This window comes from Enterobacter sp. 5-4 (assembly GCF_000612205.1).
Lineage (GTDB): Bacteria > Pseudomonadota > Gammaproteobacteria > Enterobacterales > Enterobacteriaceae > Enterobacter > Enterobacter roggenkampii.
The window spans coordinates 82,490-99,030 of record NZ_JFHW01000015.1 but is presented as its reverse complement, the minus strand read 5'-3'; the positions used below and the strand labels follow the sequence as shown (position 1 = coordinate 99,030).

Here is a 16,541-nt window from a genome sequence, read left to right as displayed (position 1 = left end):
GCGGATAGACTAAAAGTGTTACCTATGTTCCCGGTCTGATCTGTCACCTATGTATCCGGTCATACACTTCGCTTACCGGGGCGACAAATTATCGCTGCTTACGGCATTGCCGGTGGCGTAATGCCGAAATGATTCCACGCCCGCACCGTCGCCATACGTCCACGCGGTGTGCGCTGCAGGAAGCCCTGCTGAATCAGATACGGTTCAAGCACATCCTCAATGGTTTCACGCTCTTCCCCGATTGCCGCCGCCAGGTTATCCAGCCCGACCGGGCCACCAAAGAACTTGTCCAGCACCGCCAGCAGCAGCTTGCGGTCCATGTAGTCAAAACCTTCGGCATCGACGTTCAGCATATCCAGCGCCTGCGCGGCGATCTCTGCGGAGATCGAACCGTTGTGCTTCACCTCAGCAAAGTCACGCACGCGGCGCAGCAGGCGGTTGGCGATACGCGGCGTACCGCGGGAACGCTTCGCCACTTCAAACGCCCCCTCTTCGCTCATCTCCAGCCCCATATAGCGGGCGCTGCGGCCAACGATGTGCTGGAGATCGGCCACCTGGTAAAACTCCAGACGCTGCACGATACCGAAGCGGTCGCGCAGTGGAGAGGTCAACGACCCGGCTCGCGTTGTTGCGCCAATCAGGGTAAACGGCGGCAGATCGATTTTGATGGAGCGTGCCGCCGGACCTTCACCAATCATGATATCCAGCTGATAATCTTCCATCGCCGGATAGAGCACCTCTTCCACCACCGGTGACAGACGGTGGATCTCATCGATAAACAGCACGTCATGCGGTTCGAGGTTGGTCAGCATGGCCGCCAAATCGCCCGCCTTCTCCAGCACCGGGCCGGAGGTGGTGCGCAGGTTCACGCCCATTTCATTAGCAACGATGTTCGCCAGCGTGGTTTTGCCCAACCCCGGAGGGCCAAAAATCAGCAGGTGATCGAGCGCATCGCCGCGCAGCTTTGCCGCCTGGATAAAAATCTCCATCTGGGAACGAACCTGCGGCTGGCCAATGTACTCATCAAGCAGTTTTGGGCGAATCGCGCGATCCACCACATCCTCTGCCTGAACAGTGCCTGCCGAAACCAGGCGGTCTGCTTCAATCATCCTTTACCTCACAATGCAGCGCGCAGCGCTTCACGAATCAGGGTTTCACTGCTGGCGTCCGGTTTGGCAATTTTACTTACCATGCGGCTGGCCTCCTGAGGTTTATAACCCAGTGCCACCAGCGCGGCAACCGCTTCCTGCTCCGCGTCATCATCCGCCGCAGGCGCACCTGGCGAGGTCAGTACCAGATCGGCCGCCGGCGTGAAGAGATCGCCATGCAGGCCTTTAAAGCGGTCTTTCATCTCGACAATCAGGCGTTCTGCCGTTTTCTTACCGATGCCAGGAAGCTTAATCAGCGCCGCAGGATCTTCACGCTCAACGGCATTCACAAACTGTGGTGCAGACATGCCGGATAAGATCGCCAGCGCCAGCTTCGGCCCGACGCCGTTGGTTTTAATCAGCTCGCGGAACAGGGTGCGTTCCTGTTTGTTGTTGAAGCCGTACAGCAGCTGAGCATCTTCACGCACCACAAACTGGGTAAAGACAATCGCTTCTTTGCCCGCGTCCGGCAGCTCGTAGAAGCAGGTCATCGGCATATGGACTTCATAGCCCACGCCACCCACTTCCAGCAGCACTAACGGGGGTTGTTTTTCAATGATGATGCCTCTGAGTCTGCCTATCACGTGACGCTCCTGCGTTCTGGAAGAAATTAACTGCCGACATAATAAAAAAAGGCTGGATAAACATCCAGCCTGTTTTGTCATTATCGTAACCTGCCTCGCGCCAGATTGAGCCGCGATTCGCTCATTTGCATCGCGTTCTGGCTGACGTGACAGTGGGTAATCGCAATCGCCAGCGCATCGGCGGCGTCGGCCTGCGGGTTCGCAGGGAGCTTGAGCAGGGTCCGCACCATGTGCTGCACCTGACTTTTCTCCGCGCTACCGATGCCCACCACCGTCTGCTTAACCTGCCTTGCCGCGTATTCGAATACCGGCAAATCCTGGTTCACCGCAGCGACAATGGCCACCCCGCGCGCCTGACCGAGCTTTAGCGCCGAATCGGCGTTTTTCGCCATAAAGACCTGTTCGATGGCGAAATAGTCCGGCTGAAACTGGGTGATGATCTCCGACACGCCCGCATAGATGAGCTTCAGGCGCGACGGCAGATCGTCCACTTTGGTGCGAATACAGCCACTGCCCAGGTAGGTTAACTGGCGTCCCACCTGACGGATAACGCCATAACCGGTGACGCGTGAGCCTGGGTCAATCCCGAGAATAATCGACATCACGCGTCTCCTGTAACGGATTTACACGCTCTCATCAGAGAGTCGCTGCAACCTCATCAGAGATTTCACCGTTGTGATACACTTCCTGCACGTCGTCGCAGTCTTCGAGCATGTCGATCAGACGCAACAGTTTTGGTGCCGTTTCAGCATCCATGTCCGCTTTGGTGGACGGGATCATGGAGACTTCAGCGTTGTCCGCTTTCAGGCCCGCCGCTTCCAGCGCATCGCGCACGGCACCCATCTCTTCCCAGGCGGTATAAACGTCGATAGCGCCGTCGTCGAAGGTCACTACGTCTTCCGCACCGGCTTCCAGCGCCGCTTCCATGATCGCATCTTCGTCGCCTTTCTCGAAGGAGATGACGCCTTTTTTGCTGAACAGGTAAGCAACAGAACCGTCAGTGCCCAGGTTGCCACCGGTTTTGGTGAACGCGTGGCGCACTTCCGCAACGGTACGGTTACGGTTGTCGGACAGGCACTCAACCATCACCGCCGTACCGCCAGGACCGTAACCTTCATAAATGATGGTTTCCATGTTCGCGTCTTCATCGCCGCCCACGCCACGTGCGATAGCACGGTTCAGGGTGTCACGCGTCATGTTGTTAGACAGCGCTTTATCCACCGCCGCGCGCAGACGTGGGTTAGAGGCCGGATCGCCGCCGCCCAGACGCGCTGCCGTCACCAGCTCGCGAATGATTTTGGTAAAGATCTTACCGCGCTTGGCATCCTGTGCCGCTTTGCGGTGTTTGGTGTTGGCCCACTTACTATGACCTGCCATAAAAATATCCTCAAAGAGCGCGCCTTTTCAGGCAGCGTTAATTACAAATTCTTCAATCGCCTGCCGGTTGCTCCACGACTTGGTCAGTGCGGCGGCATCCGCCGCATTCACCCAGCGGTAGGTCAGGTGTTCCGTGAACACGATCTCCCGTTCATGGGGGAGCGCGAGACAGAACCACGATTCCGTATTGCGCTCGGTACCCGGCGCGTAGCGATGACGTAAATGGCTAAAAATTTCGAACTCCACCGTGCGCTGACAGTCCTTCAGGGTCAGTTGCTCGCGGGCAACGTCAATGGCGACCTCTTCCTTTACTTCACGCGCGGCGGCCTGCGGCGCGGTTTCCCCCTCTTCCAGACTGCCGGTAACCGACTGCCAGAATTCAGGGTCATCGCGCCGCTGCAACATCAGCACCCGCTTCGTGTCTTCTGCATAAATGACCACCAGGACCGAAACGGGGAGCTTATATGTCATATCAGTTTTTCTCTTCCTTCTTCACCACCTCAATTCCCAGCTCAGCCAGTGCGGCCGGGTTGGCAAAGCTTGGCGCTTCGGTCATCAGACACGCTGCAGCAGTGGTTTTCGGGAAAGCGATAACATCACGGATGTTATCGGTGCCGGTCAGCAGCATGGTCAGACGGTCAAGACCGAAGGCCAGACCCGCGTGCGGAGGCGTACCGTATTTCAGCGCGTCCAGCAGGAAGCCGAATTTCTCGCGCTGCTCCTGCTCGTTGATGCCCAGGATGCCGAACACGGTCTGCTGCATTTCACCGCTGTGAATACGCACGGAACCACCGCCCACTTCGTAGCCGTTGATGACCATATCGTAGGCGTTGGCGACGGCCTCTTCCGGTGCCGCTTTCAGCTCGGCGGCCGTCATGTCTTTCGGCGAGGTGAACGGGTGGTGCATCGCGGTCAGGCCGCCTTCACCGTCGTCTTCAAACATTGGGAAGTCGATAACCCACAGCGGCGCCCATTTGCTCTCGTCGGTCAGATTCAGGTCTTTACCGAGCTTCAGACGCAGCGCGCCCATCGCATCCGCAACGACTTTCTTGTTATCTGCACCGAAGAAGATCATGTCGCCGTCCTGCGCGCCGGTGCGCTCCAGGATCGCTTCCACGATGTCCGCGTTCAGGAATTTCGCAACCGGGCTGGTGATACCTTCCAGACCCTTCGCACGCTCGGTCACTTTAATATAGGCCAGACCTTTCGCGCCGTAGATCTTGATGAAGTTGCCGTAGTCGTCGATCTGCTTACGGCTCAGAGCCGCTCCGCCCGGTACACGCAGCGCAGCCACGCGGCCTTTGGCGTCGTTAGCCGGACCCGCGAAGACCGCGAACTCCACGTTTTTAACCAGATCAGCTACGTCCACCAGCTCCATCGGGTTACGCAGGTCTGGTTTGTCAGAGCCATAGCGACGCTCGGCTTCCGCGAAGGTCATGATTGGGAAATCGCCCAGCTCAACGCCTTTCACGTCATTCCACAGGCTACGCACCAGGGCTTCCATCACCTCACGCACCTGCTCGGCGGTCATGAAGGAGGTTTCCACATCGATCTGGGTAAATTCAGGCTGGCGGTCAGCACGCAGGTCTTCGTCGCGGAAGCATTTCACGATCTGATAGTAGCGATCGAAGCCGGACATCATCAGCAGCTGTTTGAACAGCTGTGGAGACTGTGGCAGCGCGTAGAATTTGCCTTTATGGACGCGGGATGGCACCAGGTAATCTCGCGCGCCTTCCGGCGTGGCTTTGGTCAGCATCGGGGTTTCGATATCGAGGAAACCGTGGTCATCCATAAAGCGACGCACCAGGCTGGTGATTTTCGCACGGGTTTTCAGGCGCTGAGCCATCTCCGGACGACGCAGATCCAGATAGCGGTATTTCAGACGCGCTTCTTCAGTGTTGACGTGGTTGGAGTCCAGCGGCAGCGCTTCAGCACGGTTGATGATCGTCAGATCGGACGCCAGCACTTCAATGGCACCCGTCGCCATGTCGGCGTTAACGTTTTTCTCGTCACGCGCACGCACGGTGCCAGTGACCTGAATGCAGAACTCATTACGCAGCTCAGAGGCCAGCTTCAACGCATCTGCGCGATCCGGATCGAAGAACACCTGAATGATACCTTCGCGGTCGCGCATATCGATGAAGATAAGGCTACCAAGATCACGACGACGATTGACCCAACCACACAGGGTGACCTGCTGTCCGACGTGGGACTGACGCAGCTGCCCGCAATATTCTGTACGCATGAGATATCCCTTAATTAGCCGCAGGCTAAATGTCGCCTGGTATGCAGGCTACTATGTCGCAGCTTTCTGTATGTCACAACTGGATGAAAAAAGGCGGCTATTATACTGGAAATTCCGCCGGACGATAAGAGCGAACCACGGCCAGGCGGTCGTTTGCTGCACTCTTATTGCGCATTCTCACAAAAATTAACAAAATTATGCGACCAATAACAGGCCATCGCGTCGTATGGTGTGTGGAAGTGATTCATTTAACGGGAGTAACGATGTTAACCCTTGATGCCAGCAAAACCGCGCTTGTGGTGATTGATTTACAGGAAGGCATTTTGCCCTTCGCCGGTGGCCCGCATACCGCGGACGATGTGGTCAGCCGCGCCGCCCGCCTGGCGGAAAAAAGCCGTGCCAGCGGTGCCCCGGTTGTCATGGTGCGCGTCGGCTGGTCTTCGGATTACGCCGAAGCGTTAAAACAGCCCGTTGATGCCCAAGCCCCCGCGCATGCCCTGCCGGAAAACTGGTGGACGTACCCGGCCTCGCTCGGCAAACGCGACGGCGACATCGAAGTGACCAAACGCCAGTGGGGCGCCTTCTACGGGACCGATCTCGAGCTGCAGCTCCGCCGTCGCGGCATTGACACGATCATCCTGTGCGGCATTTCCACCAATATCGGCGTGGAGTCGACCGCCCGCAACGCGTGGGAGCTGGGCTTTAATCTGGTGATTGCCGAAGATGCGTGTAGCGCGGCCTCGGCGGAACAGCACCAGGGCAGCATGACGCACATCTTCCCGCGCATCGGTCGCGTGCGCAGCACGGACGAGATCCTTAGCGCGTTATGATGTATGTGGGCCTGCCCCAGTGGTCGCACCCGAAATGGGTGCGGCTGGGCATCACCAGCCTTGAGGAGTATGCCCGACACTTCAACTGCGTCGAGGGTAACACTACCCTCTATGCGCTCCCGAAAGCCGAGATTGTTGCGCGCTGGCGGGAACAAACGACCGACGACTTCCGCTTCTGCTTCAAGTTTCCGGCGACCATTTCTCACCAGGCCGCGCTGCGAAACTGCGGTGAGTTGACCGACGAATTCTTTGGCCGGATGGCGCCTCTGGCAAACCGCATCGGGCAGTACTGGCTGCAGCTTCCGGCCACGTTTGCTCCGCGCGACCTGCCTGCGCTCTGGCAGTTCCTGGATGCCCTGCCCCGGGAATTTACCTACGGCGTGGAGGTTCGACACCAGGACTTCTTTGCGAAAGGCGAAGCGGAAAAAGCGCTCAACCGCGGCCTGCTTGAGCGTTCCGTTAACCGTGTGATCCTCGATAGCCGTCCGGTGCACAGCGCGATACCGCATAACGAGGCCATCATTGAAGCTCAGCGTAAAAAACCGAAAGTGCCGGTCCACGCCATCGTGACCGCGAAGAACCCAATGGTCAGGTTTATCGGCAGCGATAACATGCCGCAAAACCAGGCGATGTTCGCCGTCTGGCTGGAAAAACTGGCCTCGTGGGAACACACCACCACGCCGTATCTCTTTTTGCACACGCCGGATATTGCCCAGGCCCCCGAACTGGTCGATGCTCTGTGGCAGGCCTTGCAGGCTGCGGTGCCGTCCGTGGGCAGCGCCCCTTCCATCCCACAACAATCTTCTCTTTTCTGATATCACCCCCTATCATAGGGAAGTGCCATCTGCCAAAAACAGGGAGTTTGTATGGTCAGCGCGCTGTACGCGGTGTTAGGTGCATTACTGCTGATTAAGTTTTCATTTGACGTTGTGCGCCTCAGAACGCTCTACCGCGTTTCTTACGGTGACGGCGGATTTTCCGAGCTGCAAAGCGCTATCCGCATTCACGGCAATGCGGTCGAATACATCCCCGCGGCCCTCATCCTGCTGCTTTTTATGGAGATGAATGGCGCAGAAACCTGGATGGTGCACATCTGTGGCCTGCTGCTTATCGCTGGCCGCCTGATGCATTATTACGGCTTTCACCACCGCTTAATCCGCTGGCGTCGTTCCGGCATGAGTGCAACCTGGTGTTCGCTTTTGCTGATGGTGCTGGCTAACCTGTGGTATATGCCGTGGGAGTTGGTTTTCTCCCTCCATTAGCGCACAATACGCCACTTTATTTTTCCCGGATTTTTACGTTATGTCAGATCGCGACACGCTTTTTTCCGCGCCTATCGCCAGCCTGGGCGACTGGACCTTCGATGAACGGGTAGCCGAAGTCTTCCCGGATATGATCCAGCGCTCTGTTCCCGGTTATTCCAATATTATCTCTATGATCGGCATGCTGGCTGAGCGCTTCGTTCAACCCGGCACGCAGGTCTATGACCTGGGCTGCTCGCTCGGCGCGGCAACGCTGTCGGTACGTCGTAACGTTCATCACGAAGGCTGCCGAATCATTGCCGTGGATAACTCTCCGGCCATGGTGGAACGCTGCCGTCGCCATATTGACGCCTACAAAGCCCCTGTTCCGGTTGACGTGGTGGAAGGCGATATCCGTGAGATCGAGATCCAAAACGCCTCGATGGTGGTGCTGAATTTCACCCTGCAGTTCCTGGTGCCGGAAGACCGCCAGCTGCTGCTGGACAAAATCTATCAGGGGCTGAATCCTGGCGGCGCGCTGGTGCTCTCGGAGAAATTCAGCTTCGAAGATGCCGAGGTTGGCGAGCTGCTGTTTAATATGCACCACGATTTCAAACGGGCGAACGGCTACAGCGAGCTGGAGATCAGCCAGAAGCGCAGCATGCTCGAAAACGTGATGCTGACGGACTCCGTAGAAACCCATAAGGCGCGCCTGCGTCAGGCCGGATTTGAGCATAGCGAACTGTGGTTCCAGTGCTTCAACTTTGGGTCTCTGGTGGCGCTGAAAGCGGGGAAACCCGCATGATCGAGTTCAGCAACTTCTATCAGCTGATTGCCAAAAATCACCTCTCCCACTGGCTGGAGACGCTGCCTGCGCAGATTGCCGCCTGGCAGCGGGATCAGCAGCACGGTCTGTTAAAGCAGTGGTCAAATGCGGTGGAGTTTCTGCCGGAACTGACCCCGCATCGTCTGGATCTCCTGCACAGCGTCACTGCAGAGAGTGAAGAACCGCTTCCGCCAGGGCAGATCAACCGTATCGAAACGCTGATGCGCAACCTGATGCCGTGGCGTAAAGGGCCGTTCTCGCTGTACGGCGTGAACATCAATACCGAATGGCGCTCAGACTGGAAATGGGATCGCGTTCTGCCGCACCTTTCCGACCTGACCGGGCGCACCATTCTGGACGTGGGCTGCGGTAGCGGCTATCACATGTGGCGCATGATTGGCGCGGGCGCGCATCTGGTGGTCGGTATCGACCCGATGCAGCTGTTCCTGTGTCAGTTTGAAGCGGTACGTAAGCTGCTGGGTAACGACCAGCGCGCGCACTTGCTGCCGCTGGGTATTGAGCAGCTGCCCGCACTGAAAGCCTTTGATACCGTGTTCTCCATGGGCGTGTTGTATCACCGCCGTTCCCCACTGGAGCACCTGTGGCAACTGAAAGATCAGCTGGTCAGCGGCGGCGAGCTGGTGCTGGAAACGCTGGTGATCGAAGGCGATGAACATGCCGTTCTGGTACCGGGCGATCGCTACGCGCAGATGCGCAACGTTTACTTCATCCCTTCCGCGCTGGCCCTGAAGAACTGGCTGGAGAAATGCGGATTTGTGGATGTGCGAATTGCCGATGTCAGCGTGACCTCTATCGAAGAGCAGCGCCGGACCGAGTGGATGATCACCGAATCGCTTGAGCAGTTCCTCGACCCGGCCGATCACAGCAAAACCATTGAAGGCTATCCGGCCCCGATGCGAGCGGTGTTGATTGCGACGAAGCCGTAGCCTGTTAGCCGGGTGGCGGCTGCGCCTTACCCGGCCTACTCCCGATTTTCCAGGTCCGGTAAGCGAAGCGCTACCGGGCGCAGGAGAAAAAAAGGCCCCTGTGTAATTTGCAGGGGCCTGGTACAAGCAAGCATCATATTGGGCGACATGATGCGCGGTAAAAATCGGTACGTTGCTACACGTGATGGCGCTCAATCAGCGACTTCATTTCCGCAACCGACTCTCCCTCGACACCGTAGCGTGAATACTCATCCGCTTCAGCATCCGTCGACATTGACAATCCTGTATTGCGATAACGCATGGGTGACGGCATCCATTTGCCTGCCGAGCTGTGCAGCTCTTCTACCCCGGCGTTTAAAAACCGTTCCAGATTGCTGGCACGGACTCCCGCACCCGCCATTATTATTGGAACACCGGAATGTGCTTTTAGTTCCGTAATTAATTGCAGTCCTTTTTCAGCGGACGGCTGTTGACCCGATGTCAGAATGCGCGCCACGCCAAGTTCTCCAAGCGTTTCAAAGGCCTGAAGCGGATCTCTACACATATCAAATGCGCGATGAAAAGTGACGGCGAGCCCCTGCGCGGCGCTCATGACCTGACGCATGCGCGGGAGGTCGATATTGCCGTCTTCATCCAGCAGGCCGGTGACCAGCCCGGGGAACCCCAGGTCGCGCACGAGGGCGATATCATCAAGCATGGCACCGAACTCGCCCGCCGTGTAACAAAAATCACCGCCGCGCGGACGAATAATCGGGTGAACGGGAATCGTGACGGCCTGACGGGCAGCCTTCAGCACGCCGTAAGAAGGCGTCAGCCCGCCCTCTTTGGGTGCCGCACACAGTTCAATGCGGTCAGCTCCGTAATTTTGCGCGGTGACGGCACACTCCACGCTGTAACAGCAAATCTCCAGCAGCGCCATGTAATCCTCCTTAAATTCCACCAAACGCACCATCATGACACGCCGTCTGTTTTCAGTCCTGGCGGGAACTCACATCTCTTGCGCCTCACTGGCAACGATTTGCTCAATGGTCCAGGGATGAAACTTCACCGTGACCTGCCCGTCCGTGACGGCCAGCGTCGGGTTGGGTAACCGCTCGCGTTCGCCTTTGGGCGAACTGGTCTTCACAAAAATCCCCGGCTGGCTTAAGCCTTCGTCAGCTAACAGGGCCAGCGCGCGCGCGTTTAATGTCTCCGGCTCACCCGGCAGGACAATTTCAATGTGCTCCCACCCTTCGTGCGGATAGCGCTTCTCGCCCGGCCACGGCAGTTCAACCACGGTGAATTGCCAGTGGGCCACGCTCACCGGCTCACGCAGCCTGAACAGGCAGATGGGGCGACCGTTAATGATATTCTCGGACAGTAACTCGCCGCACTGTTCGAACCCGCGACGCCAGCGTTCTGCGGTGGCATTCTGATGGCAGCGCAAAGAGATGTGATCGGCCTCGAGCGGCGTAATATCCAGGCCGAGACGGGTGGCAAGTTCTATGAACGCCTGGGTGAAGCGCGGTAAATCTGCGGAAATATCATGCAGTTCGTCAATGGATTGCCAGTTCGCCATAAGTCACTCTCTTTTCGTGTCGCAAAGCCGCTAATTTACTCTGTTGCTCTGTTTTGACCAACCGCAGAATCCGGCTTTTTACGACTGCATGTTTATGCACACCTTCTTAGCCTGGATTCTGAGCAATCTTCAGGCCCCGCGATGCTGACGGCAGAAGGCATTTGCAGTATACTCCCGCCCTAAATTCTCTAACTGGCGCGGGTGGTTGTGAGCCCGCATCAAAAAAGTAAGGTATCCAGGTGAATATTCAGGCTCTTCTCTCCGAAAAAGTCAGTCAGGCACTGATTGCCGCAGGCGCGCCTGCGGATTGCGAACCGCAGGTTCGTCAGTCAGCAAAAGTACAGTTTGGCGACTATCAGGCTAATGGCGTGATGGCAGTGGCTAAAAAACTGGGTATGCCGCCGCGACAGCTCGCTGAGCAGGTACTGACGCATCTGGATCTCGCCGGCATTGCCAGCAAAACCGAAATCGCCGGCCCGGGCTTTATCAACATCTTCCTTGAGCCTGCCTTCCTGGCAAGCCACGTTGACGCGGCCCTGAAATCCGATCGTCTGGGTGTTTCCCAGCCGGAAGCGCAGACCGTCGTGATCGACTACTCTGCCCCGAACGTGGCGAAAGAGATGCACGTTGGCCACCTGCGCTCCACCATCATCGGTGATGCCGCGGTGCGTACGCTCGAGTTCCTCGGTCACAAGGTGATCCGCGCGAACCACGTGGGCGACTGGGGTACCCAGTTCGGGATGCTGATTGCTTACCTGGAAAAACAGCAGCAGGAAAACGCGGGCGAAATGGCGCTGGCGGACCTGGAAGGGTTTTATCGCGAAGCCAAAAAGCACTATGACGAAGACGAAGCCTTTGCCGAGCGCGCGCGCAGCTACGTGGTAAAACTGCAGGGCGGCGATCAATACTTCCTCGAGATGTGGCGCAAGCTGGTTGACATCACCATGTCTCAGAACCAGCTGACCTATAACCGTCTGAACGTCACCCTGACCCGTGACGACGTAATGGGTGAAAGCCTGTACAACCCAATGCTGCCCGGCATTGTGGCTGACCTGAAAGCGAAAAACCTGGCGGTGGAGAGCGAAGGCGCAACGGTGGTGTTCCTTGATGAGTACAAAAACAAGGAAGGCGAACCGATGGGCGTGATCATCCAGAAAAAGGATGGCGGCTACCTCTACACCACGACCGATATCGCCTGTGCGAAATACCGTTATGAAACGCTGCACGCCGACCGCGTGCTGTACTACATCGACTCCCGTCAGCACCAGCACCTGATGCAGGCGTGGACCATCGTGCGTAAAGCCGGTTACGTACCGGACAGCGTTCCGCTGGAACACCACATGTTCGGCATGATGCTGGGTAAAGACGGCAAGCCGTTCAAAACCCGCGCGGGCGGGACCGTGAAGCTCTCCGACCTGCTGGACGAAGCGCTGGAACGCGCCCGTCGTCTGGTGGCTGAGAAGAATCCGGACATGCCGGCCGACGAGCTGGAAAAACTGGCGAACGCCGTGGGTATCGGCGCGGTGAAATACGCGGACCTGTCCAAGAACCGTACCACCGACTATATCTTCGACTGGGACAACATGCTGGCGTTTGAAGGCAACACGGCGCCGTACATGCAGTACGCCTACACCCGCGTGCTGTCGGTATTCCGTAAAGCCAATATCGACGAAAGCGTGCTGGCAAACGCCACCGTGACCATCACGGAAGATCGTGAAGCGCAGCTGGCCGCGCGTCTGCTGCAGTTCGAAGAGACGCTGACCGTGGTTGCGCGTGACGGCACGCCGCACGTGATGTGTGCTTACCTGTACGATCTGGCGGGTCTGTTCTCCGGCTTCTACGAGCACTGCCCTATTCTCTCTGCGGAGAGTGAGTCGGTCCGCAACAGCCGCCTGAAGCTGGCGCAGCTGACGGCGAAGACCCTGAAGCTGGGTCTGGATACCCTGGGTATCGAAACCGTAGAACGGATGTAATACAAAAAACCCGGCAAACGCCGGGTTTTGTTTTTTTGCAGTCCTGATAATTCGACCGTCAGCGATAGTTCACGATGACAGAATTACTTTGCACCTTAAGCGCCGGGATCAAACGCCCCCCGCCCGGCACTTCCCAGATGAAACGCAAAGGCTCAATAGCCGGCACGCCGCTGAACGCCTGCGTCGTCCCATTTTCGCCGTCAATTTCCGTACAGCGCGTCTGAGAGCAGAGGCGCACCCGCAGGCCCGCTGGCGTAGGGCCAATCAGCCGGTAGTTCCAGACCACCAGGCCCATCTGCCCGGAAACCCCTTCCGAGGGCGACAACGGTCCAGACGACATGGCAACACCGCGGTTGCTGAGGGTCACCCCCATGCTGCTTGCCTGCCAGGTGCCTTCCCCGGCAGCCTGCGCCGCCAGCGGGAAGAGCAAAATCCATAGCCATTTGCGCATTATTTTCCTCCAATCGTCGCGGTCATGCGGATATGACGGTTATCCGACAGCTCGAGATTCGACAGCACGACCAGCTGGCTCAGGCTGCGGCGCAGGAAGCGGGACAGCAGCGGACGCAGCGCGTGGTTCACCAGCAGCACCGGCGGCGCGCCGAGCATCTCCTGACGCGCCAGCGCCTCCTGGGTTTGCGCCAGCAGGCGATCCGCCAGGCCCGGCTCCAGGCCGCCTCCGCCCTGCAGAGCCTGCAGCAGCAGACGCTCAAGCGGCGTATCGAGGCCAATAACCTGCACCTCTCCGGTTCCCGGGAACCACTGCTGGGTAATGGCGCGTCCCAGCGCCACGCGCACCACCGCCGTCAGCTCGTGCGGATCGCTTTGTATTGGCGCGTGTTCGGCAAGGGTTTCCAGAATGGTGCGCATATCGCGGATCGGCACCTTCTCGTCGAGCAGGTTTTGCAGCACCTTATGCAGCGTGGTTAAGGTCAGCACACCCGGAACCAGATCTTCCGTCAGCTTCGGCATCTCCTGCGTGACGCGGTCCAGAAGCTGCTGCGCTTCCTGACGGCCAAACAGCTCCGCCGAGAATTGCCCAATCAGGTGGTTAAGGTGGGTTGCCACCACGGTACTGGCTTCAACAACCGTGTAACCCTGGATCTGCGCCTGCTCTTTTAGCGCGCTTTCAATCCAGATCGCGGCCAGACCAAAGGCCGGATCGATGGTTTGCTCGCCCGGCAGCGTGCCTGCGGCGGTGCCGGGGTTAATCGCCAGCCAGCGGCCCGGATAGGCATCACCGCTGCCAATTTCAACGCCTTTCATCAGGATGCGATAGCGCGCGGGCGGCAGGTCCATATTGTCGCGGATGTGTACCACCGGCGGCAGGAAGCCCATGTCCTGGGCGAATTTTTTACGGATACTGCGGATACGGCCGAGCAGCTCGCCGTCCTGCTGGAAATCGACCATCGGGATCAGGCGATACCCGACTTCCATTCCCAGAGAATCCTCCAGTTGAACGTCGTTCCAGGTCGCTTCGACGGCCTGATTATTCTCCGGCATTTTGACCGGAACAGGTTCCGCTGCCGGTTTGGTTTCACGGCCACGCATCCACCAGGCAAGGCCCAGCAGCGCCGCCGTAAACAGCAGGAAGACGAGGTTTGGCATACCCGGCACCAGGCCGAGCAACCCGAGCACCGCCGCGGCCAGCAGCATCACGCGCGGGTTACTGAACAGCTGGCCCACCATCTGCTCGCCAACGTCCTGATCGGTGCTCACGCGGGTCACGATGACACCCGCCGCAGTGGAGATCACCAGCGCCGGGATCTGCGCGACCAGACCGTCACCGATGGTCAGCAGCGTATAGCTTTCCGCCGCGTGGCCCATGTCCATCCCGTGCTGCAATACGCCCACCAGCAGGCCGCCGACCACGTTAATCACCATGATCAGAATGCCCGCGATGGCGTCACCGCGCACAAACTTACTCGCACCGTCCATGGAGCCGTAGAAGTCCGCTTCCTGCGTCACTTCCGCACGGCGCTTTTTGGCTTCATCTTCGGCGATTAGCCCGGCGTTCAGGTCGGCGTCGATCGCCATCTGCTTGCCCGGCATCCCGTCCAGCACAAAGCGCGCGCCCACTTCCGCAATACGCCCTGCACCCTTGGTGATGACCATAAAGTTGATGATCACGAGGATGACGAACACCACGATACCGATAGCGAAATTACCGCCCACCAGGAAGTGGCCGAACGCTTCCACCACTTTACCTGCCGCTGCCGCCCCGGTGTGGCCTTCCATCAGGATGATACGCGTGGACGCCACGTTCAGCGCCAGTCGCAGCAGGGTGGTAAACAGCAGAATGGTCGGGAACGCGGCGAACTCCAGGGTACGCTGGGTGAACATCGCCACCAGCAGCACCATAATGGACAGCGCGATATTGAAAGTGAAAAGCAGGTCGAGGATGAACGCCGGGAGCGGCAGTACCATCATCGACAGAATTAGCAGGATCAGAATCGGCCCGGCCAGGATCTGCCATTGGGTCGATTTCAGGTTGCCGGGCAGGCGCAACATTGCCACCAGATTAGCCATCAGTGTCCTTCTCGTTCATAAAATCCAGCGCGGCAGGCACCGGAAGGTTCTCAGGTTTCACAGGCCGTTGACCGCCGGCCAGACGCCAGCGCTTCAACTGCCATACCCAGGCCAGCACTTCCGCCACGGCGGCGTAAAGTTGTCCCGGGATCTGTTGTCCAATATCCGCATGGCGGTACAGGGCACGCGCCAGCGGAGGGGCTTCGAGGATCGGCACGCGGTGTTCGGTGCCAATTTCACGGATACGCAGCGCGATCAGTCCCGCCCCTTTCGCCACCACTTTCGGCGCGCTCATTTTGTTTTCGTCATAGCGCAGCGCAACGGAATAGTGTGTCGGGTTGGTAACGATGACGTCGGCCTTTGGCACATCGTCCATCATGCGGCGACGGGCGGCGGCACGTTGCATCTGGCGGATGCGCCCCTTCACGTGCGGGTCACCTTCCATCTGCTTATATTCGTCACGGATATCCTGACGCGACATCCGCAGCTTCTTGAAGTGGGTATAGAGCTGGAAGATCACGTCAAAACCCACCATCGGGATAATGCTGAGCACCACCAGCAGCGCGCAGAGCCCGACCAGATTCAGTGCGTTGCTCATCGCGGTGAGCGGCGATTCGCTGATAAGACGCATCATTTCCGGCCAGTGGTACCAGAGGTAAAACCCCGCGGAGCTGCCCATCAGCACCGATTTGAGAATGGCTTTGAGCAGCTCGGCCCCGGTCTGGGCAGAGAACATTTTCGCAATACCCGGCAGCGGGTTGAGTTTGGAAAATTTCGGCTGCAGCGATTTGGCGCTGAAGACCAGACCGCCGAGCATCACCGGCGAGACCAGCGCGACCAGCACAACCCCGGTAATGAGGGGCAGCAGCGCAACCATGGCCCCTTTAATCAGCTGAATAATCTGGCTGAGGATCAGATTCGGATCGTTGACCATACTGTGGTCAAAACGGAGGCCGGTTGAGAGCATGCCCGCCAGCTTGCGGGCGAGCGACTCCCCGCCCCACCAGATAATGCACACCCCTACGATAAGGATCAGCAGGGAGGTCAATTCTCGGGATCGGGGGATCTGCCCTTCCTCACGCGCCTTTTCTAGTCGGTGGGGTGTGGGGGCTTCCGTTTTGTCGTCGTTCTCTTCTGCCACTGTGCACGCTCAGCCCATTACGTCACGGGTATCATGCCAGCGCAGCGGAAATCCAATGGCGGGAAAAGCCCGTTTATTCGGGCTCTTTTCGGTGATTTTGTCGCAAACCGCCCCAGGCGGCGTTAACCCCCTGAAGCGGAAT

At 58.3% G+C, this 16,541-nt stretch carries 17 protein-coding genes; 6 read left to right on the top strand and 11 right to left on the bottom strand.

What is annotated here, in order from left to right:
• Positions 1–98: 98 nt before the first annotated feature.
• The 6 genes from ruvB to aspS form a co-directional block, all read right to left on the bottom strand.
• Positions 99–1,109 (bottom strand): Holliday junction branch migration DNA helicase RuvB, encoded by a 1,011-nt coding sequence (ruvB, locus tag AA74_RS0109760; RefSeq protein WP_008500449.1) that lies wholly within the window; start codon positions 1,107–1,109, stop codon positions 99–101.
• Positions 1,110–1,117: 8 nt separating this feature from the next.
• A complete protein-coding gene (gene ruvA, locus AA74_RS0109755; protein WP_008500448.1) occupies positions 1,118–1,732 on the bottom strand; it encodes a Holliday junction branch migration protein RuvA in 615 nt (204 codons plus the stop codon).
• Positions 1,733–1,812: 80 nt separating this feature from the next.
• Entirely contained in the window at positions 1,813–2,334 is a 522-nt protein-coding gene (ruvC, locus tag AA74_RS0109750) for a crossover junction endodeoxyribonuclease RuvC (RefSeq protein ID WP_003859749.1), read from the bottom strand.
• Positions 2,335–2,368: 34 nt separating this feature from the next.
• Positions 2,369–3,109: a YebC/PmpR family DNA-binding transcriptional regulator gene (locus AA74_RS0109745; protein ID WP_008500447.1), complete on the bottom strand. Its 741-nt coding sequence runs from the start codon at positions 3,107–3,109 to the stop codon at positions 2,369–2,371.
• Between the two features lie 27 nt (positions 3,110–3,136).
• The gene (nudB, locus tag AA74_RS0109740) at positions 3,137–3,580 is read right to left on the bottom strand and encodes a dihydroneopterin triphosphate diphosphatase (RefSeq protein WP_008500446.1); all 444 of its coding nucleotides are present in this window, start codon (positions 3,578–3,580) and stop codon (positions 3,137–3,139) included.
• 1 nt (position 3,581) lies between these two features.
• Positions 3,582–5,354, bottom strand: a complete 1,773-nt coding sequence (gene aspS, locus AA74_RS0109735; RefSeq protein ID WP_025912290.1) for an aspartate--tRNA ligase — start codon at positions 5,352–5,354, stop codon at positions 3,582–3,584.
• A 263-nt stretch (positions 5,355–5,617) separates the two neighbouring features.
• Here aspS and AA74_RS0109730 point away from each other — a divergent pair, with 263 nt between their 5' ends.
• The 5 genes from AA74_RS0109730 to cmoB are packed head-to-tail and all read left to right on the top strand — an operon-like array spanning position 5,618 to position 9,198.
• Positions 5,618–6,184: a hydrolase gene (locus tag AA74_RS0109730; protein WP_025912289.1), complete on the top strand. Its 567-nt coding sequence runs from the start codon at positions 5,618–5,620 to the stop codon at positions 6,182–6,184.
• Positions 6,181–6,999, top strand: coding sequence for a DUF72 domain-containing protein (locus AA74_RS0109725; protein ID WP_025912288.1), 819 nt, complete (start codon positions 6,181–6,183; stop codon positions 6,997–6,999). Before AA74_RS0109730 ends, AA74_RS0109725 begins: the two co-directional genes overlap by 4 nt.
• Before the next feature lie 51 nt (positions 7,000–7,050).
• Positions 7,051–7,446 (top strand): MAPEG family protein, encoded by a 396-nt coding sequence (locus AA74_RS0109720; protein ID WP_021240443.1) that lies wholly within the window; start codon positions 7,051–7,053, stop codon positions 7,444–7,446.
• Between the two features lie 40 nt (positions 7,447–7,486).
• A complete protein-coding gene (gene cmoA, locus AA74_RS0109715; RefSeq protein ID WP_023325522.1) occupies positions 7,487–8,230 on the top strand; it encodes a carboxy-S-adenosyl-L-methionine synthase CmoA in 744 nt (247 codons plus the stop codon).
• Positions 8,227–9,198, top strand: coding sequence for a tRNA 5-methoxyuridine(34)/uridine 5-oxyacetic acid(34) synthase CmoB (cmoB, locus tag AA74_RS0109710; protein ID WP_025912287.1), 972 nt, complete (start codon positions 8,227–8,229; stop codon positions 9,196–9,198). The genes cmoA and cmoB overlap by 4 nt, the downstream gene beginning before the upstream one ends.
• Positions 9,199–9,373: 175 nt before the next feature.
• Here cmoB and cutC read toward each other — a convergent pair whose 3' ends face one another.
• Complete coding sequence (gene cutC / locus AA74_RS0109705) at positions 9,374–10,117, bottom strand: copper homeostasis protein CutC (RefSeq protein WP_025912286.1); 744 nt, start codon at positions 10,115–10,117, stop codon at positions 9,374–9,376.
• 69 nt (positions 10,118–10,186) lie between these two features.
• The gene (locus AA74_RS0109700) at positions 10,187–10,756 is read right to left on the bottom strand and encodes a VOC family protein (RefSeq protein WP_025912285.1); all 570 of its coding nucleotides are present in this window, start codon (positions 10,754–10,756) and stop codon (positions 10,187–10,189) included.
• Between the two features lie 239 nt (positions 10,757–10,995).
• Here AA74_RS0109700 and argS point away from each other — a divergent pair, with 239 nt between their 5' ends.
• Positions 10,996–12,729, top strand: a complete 1,734-nt coding sequence (gene argS / locus AA74_RS0109695; RefSeq protein ID WP_025912284.1) for an arginine--tRNA ligase — start codon at positions 10,996–10,998, stop codon at positions 12,727–12,729.
• A 58-nt stretch (positions 12,730–12,787) separates the two neighbouring features.
• On the opposite strand, the gene AA74_RS0109690 is transcribed toward argS, so the two are convergent.
• From AA74_RS0109690 to flhB, 3 genes are read right to left on the bottom strand one after another with little or no spacing between them, the layout of a single operon-like run.
• Positions 12,788–13,180, bottom strand: a complete 393-nt coding sequence (locus AA74_RS0109690) for a flagellar protein FlhE (protein WP_025912283.1) — start codon at positions 13,178–13,180, stop codon at positions 12,788–12,790.
• Positions 13,180–15,258 carry a flagellar biosynthesis protein FlhA gene (gene flhA / locus AA74_RS0109685; protein ID WP_008500434.1) on the bottom strand — a complete coding sequence of 693 codons (2,079 nt, stop codon included), beginning with the start codon at positions 15,256–15,258 and terminating at the stop codon, positions 13,180–13,182. Before flhA ends, AA74_RS0109690 begins: the two co-directional genes overlap by 1 nt.
• Positions 15,251–16,399, bottom strand: coding sequence for a flagellar biosynthesis protein FlhB (flhB, locus tag AA74_RS0109680; protein WP_021240449.1), 1,149 nt, complete (start codon positions 16,397–16,399; stop codon positions 15,251–15,253). The genes flhA and flhB overlap by 8 nt, the downstream gene beginning before the upstream one ends.
• Positions 16,400–16,541: the final 142 nt, after the last annotated feature.

Bases quoted from the DNA above. Each gene is read 5' to 3' on its own strand.
- ruvB (WP_008500449.1), bottom strand. From the start codon at position 1,109: ATGATTGAAGCAGACCGCCTGGTTTCGGCAGGCACTGTTCAGGCAGAG.
- ruvC (WP_003859749.1), bottom strand. From the start codon at position 2,334: ATGTCGATTATTCTCGGGATTGACCCAGGCTCACGCGTCACCGGTTAT.
- AA74_RS0109745 (WP_008500447.1), bottom strand. From the start codon at position 3,109: ATGGCAGGTCATAGTAAGTGGGCCAACACCAAACACCGCAAAGCGGCA.
- nudB (WP_008500446.1), bottom strand. From the start codon at position 3,580: ATGACATATAAGCTCCCCGTTTCGGTCCTGGTGGTCATTTATGCAGAA.
- aspS (WP_025912290.1), bottom strand. From the start codon at position 5,354: ATGCGTACAGAATATTGCGGGCAGCTGCGTCAGTCCCACGTCGGACAG.
- AA74_RS0109730 (WP_025912289.1), top strand. From the start codon at position 5,618: ATGTTAACCCTTGATGCCAGCAAAACCGCGCTTGTGGTGATTGATTTA.
- AA74_RS0109725 (WP_025912288.1), top strand. From the start codon at position 6,181: ATGATGTATGTGGGCCTGCCCCAGTGGTCGCACCCGAAATGGGTGCGG.
- AA74_RS0109720 (WP_021240443.1), top strand. From the start codon at position 7,051: ATGGTCAGCGCGCTGTACGCGGTGTTAGGTGCATTACTGCTGATTAAG.
- cmoA (WP_023325522.1), top strand. From the start codon at position 7,487: ATGTCAGATCGCGACACGCTTTTTTCCGCGCCTATCGCCAGCCTGGGC.
- cmoB (WP_025912287.1), top strand. From the start codon at position 8,227: ATGATCGAGTTCAGCAACTTCTATCAGCTGATTGCCAAAAATCACCTC.
- cutC (WP_025912286.1), bottom strand. From the start codon at position 10,117: ATGGCGCTGCTGGAGATTTGCTGTTACAGCGTGGAGTGTGCCGTCACC.
- AA74_RS0109700 (WP_025912285.1), bottom strand. From the start codon at position 10,756: ATGGCGAACTGGCAATCCATTGACGAACTGCATGATATTTCCGCAGAT.
- AA74_RS0109690 (WP_025912283.1), bottom strand. From the start codon at position 13,180: ATGCGCAAATGGCTATGGATTTTGCTCTTCCCGCTGGCGGCGCAGGCT.
- flhA (WP_008500434.1), bottom strand. From the start codon at position 15,258: ATGGCTAATCTGGTGGCAATGTTGCGCCTGCCCGGCAACCTGAAATCG.